The following is a 6,000-nucleotide window of genomic DNA, read 5'->3' as shown; positions in this document are numbered from 1 at the left end:
AACAGTCATAGTGAATAACTGTTGTAAGCAGTTCAATCTCTCTCAACTACTCAAAAAACTGAGAGGTTTTGATAACTTTATCAATACAAAAACGAACTAAATCTCAACTTCCTATTATAGCATAAAATATTTTTTCGATAGGTCTAATCTTCTCATTTAACCAAAATTAAACAGGGATTTCAATCATAAATTTAGTGAATTTTCCCGGAGAAGAAACACAGTTTAATTTACCATCGTGCTGTTCAACAATAATTTGATAACTGATAGCTAGTCCTAACCCAGTACCTGATCCAACTGGTTTAGTGGTGAAAAAAGGATCAAAAATGCGCGATAAAGTTGACTGACTCATGCCAATACCATTATCCATAATCGAAACTTTCATCGTATTTTCTTCATAATCTATCCCTGTGGTAATATAAATAATAGGATCTGAGATAATTTGAGATTCAGACCTTAAAGCATCAATAGCATTATTTAAAATATTCAAAAATACCTGATTCATTTGGCTGGCATAGCAGTTAATTAGTGGTATTTTCCCATATTCTTTGATGATTTGAATTTCGGGAAAAACCTGATCTGCTTGCAGTCGATATTGTAACATTAACAATGTACTTTCTATTCCTTCATGTAAGTCTACCAACTTCCTGGTTGATTCATCAAAACGAGAAAAATTGCGTAAACTAGAGACAATATTACGGATGCGATCGCTCCCTGTTTTCATAGAACCAAGAATTTTTGTAATATCTTCTTGTATAAATTCCAGGTCTAATCGGTCAATTTTTTCTTGCAACCACTTAGAAGGATGGGGCAATTCCAACTGATAGTCTACAATCAATTCTAAAAGAATATCTATATAATCTTGAGTATGCTGAATATTACCATAAATGAAACTAATAGGATTATTTATTTCATGGGCAATACCTGATACCAAATGTCCCAAGCCAGACATTTTTTCTGCTTGAATTAGTTCTAACTGGGTTTGTTGCAACTTTTCGAGAGTTTCTTGTAAATAAATATTTTGCTCTTTTAGTGCTTTGTCGGCTGACATTCGTTCAATTTCTGCGGCCGAGCGAGCAGCAAATATTTTTAAAATTGCTTCTTGTTCTTGGTAATTACCTACCAATTCCTGAGTGTGCAAAGCCGCAATATGTCCTAGAGGCTTACCGTTAATATCGACAATTGCAATACCTAAATAACTTTCTGCTTGTAAATCAACTAAATCCTGGTCTTCAGGAAACAGTTTTTGGATACAATTAGGATAAATTCGGATACCTTTTTCATAAACAACATCACAAGGAGTCCCAATCAGAGAATATTCAAAATTCGGGCCAAATTCATCACCTGTCCAAAAAGCTAGAACTTTGGCTTTTCGTGGGTTGCTCTCTACAAATTCGGCAATCAATCCATACTGAACACGAAGTGTTTTAGCCAAGTAACGCGCACAAGATTGGAAAAAAGCTTCACCTATTTGAGAAGAAATTCCTTCCACAATAAATTTAAGTTCACTGTCCCAGTTGGTTAACTCAGTGGTTAAGTCTTCTGGTTGATTTGTGGCTTCAGTTAGGTTTTCTGTTGGGGATGAATTTAACATTTGGGTTAAACGGCAATTCCTACGGAGCGTTTGCGCGATCGCTCCACAACCTTAGATTTAGACTCAATCACTCTTAACTTTCTCAATTTTACCTAAAAATTACCACAATTTTAGTGAGTTGCTACAACGACAGAAAAAAATGATCGTGTAGCTTCTCAAAATTAACTATTTTATAATCTTTGGAGTAGATTTAGACCATGAGTATCTGTACCACAAGTGTTAAAAAGACCATATTCATTGGCTAATTTCTGTACTTGTTCTGATTCTATGACACTGGGCTGCCAAGGACTAGGGTTGTTGTAAGCGTAGAAAGCCTCAACACCATCAATTCCGCTATTGACAGCCGCAGGGATTAAGTCAAAGAGCGATCGCTTGTACCGTGCAGGATGAGCAAGTACAGCCAGTCCGCCGGCTTCATGGATAGACTCAATTACATTAAATGCCTGATATTCTTTACCTGTAGTCGGTTTTCGTTGTAAATAAGGTTTCATACTAGGGCTTTCTGGCTCAAAAGCGTAAGCTAAAATATGAACTTCTATATCTAAAAGATTGGCATTAACTTCCACACCAGTCCATAAATGAGGAATAGCTGCATGGGGATTATTCCATTTCCAGTCTTTTAACCAAGATTGTGCTACTTGATAGCCACCAATAGTATGATGATCTGTGATCGCCAGCCCTTTTAATCCTATAGCGATCGCCTGTTCTATCAAGTCAATCGGTTGCAACCTTCCATCTGAATGGACAGTGTGCATATGGAAATTGAATAATTGGGGACAACTATGAGCATCAATGTTCTCAAATACTTGTTTTAACAGATTTTTCGTCGAAGCTGTAGTCCGGGCAAAATTTACAACCATAACCCCCCTTGGAGCAAATATTACATAATTATTTAGACACCAACACGTCACACCGATAAACGAAAAGTTACTAGCACCCCAAACTAGCAGAATATGGCAGCTACTCTCTCAACTGCATCAATGAATTTTTTCGATTTGTTAAGACTACGTTAGCAAATCTCAACGCTGATAGCCATGAGTATTTTCGATTACTTATATAAAGAAAGTGTGAAAATTTAAACAATGCTTTCGCCGTAAGGCTTTGATCGTCAAATAAAAATCTCTACACACAGCGTTAATCATCTCACCGTGAATCAATCGAACCAAAAATCATACTTAGGGATTGGAGTCAGGAGTCAGGACAAAGAAGGGTTGAAAGTTCCTTGGTATATCAATACTTCTCGGTTAAGGAGTAGAGACGTTCCATGGAACGTCTCTACATGGATGGGTAGGGATGCTCGAATCTACATGATTTTCCGGCTCACAAATTTGCTTAACCGAATACCTCATTTATCTAAAATATGCTTTGATGAATTTAAATAAATTCGCTGCTATAATTTGATATCACCTTATTTACATAATATAACTTATGGAACCACTAGAATCTTTAGAACCATCTTTGACTTCTGCTATTGATAATAATTGGTATTTAGTCAGTGTACGTTCTAAAAAACGTGAAGTATTTTTAAAATATTTAAAAATCGCTATTGACCAAAATAAACTCCAAGAATTTATTTTAGATGTGCAAATACCCAAGGAATCTGTCTACGAAGACATTGTTTTAATGAATTTAAATAATTTCAAAACAGCTTGCACACATCTAAAAAAAGTTGAATGTTTCCAGAATATAGAACGAAAGCCTTTAGGTTCAGAACAAGTAAATCGAATGTTGGGTATTAAGTAAATATTGGGTTTTCTTGCGCTTGCTCATAGCAGGGGAACGCCTTGATAATGGTAGTTCCCCTACCTATTGAAAACAGAGATTCAACGTATTAGATTAGAGGGATGAATCTCAATACAGTTCGGTTAAACAAATTCATCAGCCGGAAACCCTTGTAGAGACGTTCCATGGAACGTCTCTACAGTCCTTAAACGAGCCGTATTGGGATGAATCTAACCTAAAAGGATTTAAGCTCTACGACTTTCTGTTTTAGCACCTGCCATTTGTTGTTGTATTTTGCTTTTAGCAGCCTTAAACTGTGTAGCCAGTTCTTCACTTTGATGAGTATTCATGTTGTTGCGAATAGCCGCAAACATTGTGCTTTCTTCTTGGCGTACATGATCCATTACATCATCCATTAAACGTCTGATTCTATCTTTAAATTCGGGTGAAGATGGACTCATACTTTGCAGTTGATCAAAGACAACTCTCCAACTAGCTTGTTCGTCATACAATTCTTGGGTATTAGCATCACCGTAAAAAGAACGTACTCTGGGATAAACTACTTCTTCTTCTGCTGCTGCGTGGGCGCTAAGATCCTTATAAATTTGCCCAAAGTATTCTTGAATTTTTTGGGGATCGTTACTTTGTAGAAGTTCTGTAAACAAGATATTGACTTTATTGTGATCCATGCGGAGAATATCTTGGATATTCATATCCTGTTTATCAGAGGTTTGAGTAACAGCACTACCAACTGCACCACTAATAGCAGCGATCGCATCTTGAACCCTGCTCCAAATTCCCTGATCTGCATCTTGTCCAGTTAGTTCCCTTACACCCAAAATTTCTAAAATTCCTTTAAGTTGTTCTTGGTGAGCGCGGTTTTCAAAATTGATAGTATTTAAAGGTCCAATTGCTGCCATCACATCGGCACCAACTCTCTGAGCGGCTTTGTGGATTGTTACACCATTCATCACTTGTTGATGTTTCAACAATTCATGCTGAAATACTTTTTCAAAGAAACTTAATTCATTACCTTCCATGAACTGACGGACATTTTCTATTAATTTCTGCACTGTTTGTTCGGCGTTTTTTTGAATGCCATACTGAATAATTACAGTATCTAAAATACCTTGGTTTTTTCGGTCATCATCAAGCATTTTTCGCAAATTATCGGCAATTTCCCCATCAGTACAATCTCTCAAAAATCGTTCTTCGTTATTAATAATCAACTGTTGCAGCAATTTCATATCTGCCAATTTTACGCCAATAGCATTACGTTTGGTATCGTCTAATGTAGTTACCATTATTTGTTCTCCTCAGAAAATTTGCAGACTTTGACTAACCATAGATTGACATAGACATGAGGAATATTTCATCTTTCTTGTGAGCGATCGCTATCTAAACTTAGGACATAAAATTAGATATAAATCTATTTATTTTTTATTTCCAGACATAAAAATTGTTGATCTTGATTCCACCGTTAGATAGATAAAATCTGTACTTTTATTTTCTCAAATAGGGAAATCATGCCAAGAAAAGCTAAATCATGGAAACTACAGAACCAACTTCTACCCCGTTCCCCAATCTTCCACCAATTATTGAAAGTGACGATAGAGAATACCGAGATAGTGGAGTACCCAGTACAGTAGCGATGCCTGCGGCGAGCGAAGCTATCGCTGGACATCCCCTACATCCTTTAAGTATCATTTTTCCTATCGCCTTCCTAGCAGCCGCCTTGGGAAGTGATTTTGGCTATTGGTTAACTCGTGATTTCTTCTGGGCTAGGGCTTCTTTGTGGTTAATTGGATTGGGTTTAGTTACTGGTATGATCGCCTCAGTAATTGGTATGAGTGATTTTTTGCAAATAGAACGAGTCCGTAAACGTTACGCAGGTTGGGCGCACTTAATTCTCAATCTTTCTATCCTCTTATTCACAGCTCTTAATTTTATTCTGCGGATGAGAGATATTGAGTCATACATAATACCTTGGGGCTTGGCTCTTTCCCTAGTGGTAGGGACATTAACGAGCATTACTGGTTGGTTTGGTGCAGAACTTTCTTATCGCCATAAAATCGGCGTAGTCGGTGCAGGTAGTAAAAGATATCCTTAAAACTTACGCAAAATTAATGTATTTTAGTTATTATCAGGCTTCTGACGTAATCTCAAGTGTAAGTCAGACCACATTTGATAAAAAACACTCCATTCAACAAAATCTACATCATCTCCTAATTCACCTGTTTTAAATTGCCGATAAAAATCATTCGATGATAATTGATACTTTTGCTCAAATACTTGTAAATCATTTTCTAATTCGTTGATTTGCTGCTGCATATTATTTATTTTTTGGGTAGTATTTTTTTTAATGATACAGCGAGGAAGTGGCTATGATGTATTCCATCCCTCTAGAAACTACTATATAGGGTAAATAGCGATCGCTTGTTTAGGACTTACGCAAAAAACCTCTTAAACTCTTATTTCTCTGCGTTCTCTGCGTCCTCTGTGGTTAGATATTCCATAATTCCAATTATTGAGTGAGATCCAAACACAATACAGATATAGCATTTCTGCTTTTAATACAAACTATACATAGGTATTACAATAATTTTCTAGAAATTGGCGATCTAGTCTTAATAATGAATTTAAGGCAAAGGTGGGGGCGTTAGGTGCTAACCTAAGAGATGAAATCG

The 6,000-nt window shown here is 36.5% G+C and carries 6 protein-coding genes; 2 read left to right on the top strand and 4 right to left on the bottom strand.

Annotated features, from left to right (window positions below):
• Positions 1-166 precede the first annotated feature (166 nt).
• The gene (locus tag VB711_RS21620) at positions 167-1,591 is read right to left on the bottom strand and encodes a sensor histidine kinase (RefSeq protein ID WP_323288364.1); all 1,425 of its coding nucleotides are present in this window, start codon (positions 1,589-1,591) and stop codon (positions 167-169) included.
• Between the two features lie 170 nt (positions 1,592-1,761).
• The gene (locus VB711_RS21615; protein WP_323288363.1) at positions 1,762-2,451 is read right to left on the bottom strand and encodes a PHP domain-containing protein; all 690 of its coding nucleotides are present in this window, start codon (positions 2,449-2,451) and stop codon (positions 1,762-1,764) included.
• Between the two features lie 568 nt (positions 2,452-3,019).
• On the opposite strand from VB711_RS21615, the gene VB711_RS21610 reads away from it, so the two are divergent.
• The gene (locus VB711_RS21610; RefSeq protein WP_323288362.1) at positions 3,020-3,334 is read left to right on the top strand and encodes a chromosome segregation ATPase; all 315 of its coding nucleotides are present in this window, start codon (positions 3,020-3,022) and stop codon (positions 3,332-3,334) included.
• A gap of 224 nt (positions 3,335-3,558) precedes the next feature.
• Here VB711_RS21610 and VB711_RS21605 read toward each other — a convergent pair whose 3' ends face one another.
• Complete coding sequence (locus VB711_RS21605; RefSeq protein ID WP_323288361.1) at positions 3,559-4,617, bottom strand: hemerythrin domain-containing protein; 1,059 nt, start codon at positions 4,615-4,617, stop codon at positions 3,559-3,561.
• Between the two features lie 242 nt (positions 4,618-4,859).
• Here VB711_RS21605 and VB711_RS21600 point away from each other — a divergent pair, with 242 nt between their 5' ends.
• Positions 4,860-5,423: a DUF2231 domain-containing protein gene (locus VB711_RS21600; RefSeq protein ID WP_323288360.1), complete on the top strand. Its 564-nt coding sequence runs from the start codon at positions 4,860-4,862 to the stop codon at positions 5,421-5,423.
• Positions 5,424-5,446: 23 nt separating this feature from the next.
• On the opposite strand, the gene VB711_RS21595 is transcribed toward VB711_RS21600, so the two are convergent.
• Positions 5,447-5,644 (bottom strand): hypothetical protein, encoded by a 198-nt coding sequence (locus tag VB711_RS21595; RefSeq protein ID WP_323288359.1) that lies wholly within the window; start codon positions 5,642-5,644, stop codon positions 5,447-5,449.
• Between the last annotated feature and the right edge of the window lie 356 nt (positions 5,645-6,000).

The sequence above is a fragment of the Cronbergia sp. UHCC 0137 genome (genome assembly GCF_034932285.1).
Classification (GTDB): domain Bacteria; phylum Cyanobacteriota; class Cyanobacteriia; order Cyanobacteriales; family Nostocaceae; genus Cronbergia.
This window is presented reverse-complemented; position numbering and strand designations above follow the sequence as displayed.

Bases quoted from the DNA above. Each gene is read 5' to 3' on its own strand.
- VB711_RS21615 (WP_323288363.1), bottom strand. From the start codon at position 2,451: ATGGTTGTAAATTTTGCCCGGACTACAGCTTCGACGAAAAATCTGTTA.
- VB711_RS21605 (WP_323288361.1), bottom strand. From the start codon at position 4,617: ATGGTAACTACATTAGACGATACCAAACGTAATGCTATTGGCGTAAAA.
- VB711_RS21600 (WP_323288360.1), top strand. From the start codon at position 4,860: ATGGAAACTACAGAACCAACTTCTACCCCGTTCCCCAATCTTCCACCA.
- VB711_RS21610 (WP_323288362.1), top strand. From the start codon at position 3,020: ATGGAACCACTAGAATCTTTAGAACCATCTTTGACTTCTGCTATTGAT.
- VB711_RS21620 (WP_323288364.1), bottom strand. From the start codon at position 1,591: ATGTTAAATTCATCCCCAACAGAAAACCTAACTGAAGCCACAAATCAA.
- VB711_RS21595 (WP_323288359.1), bottom strand. From the start codon at position 5,644: ATGCAGCAGCAAATCAACGAATTAGAAAATGATTTACAAGTATTTGAG.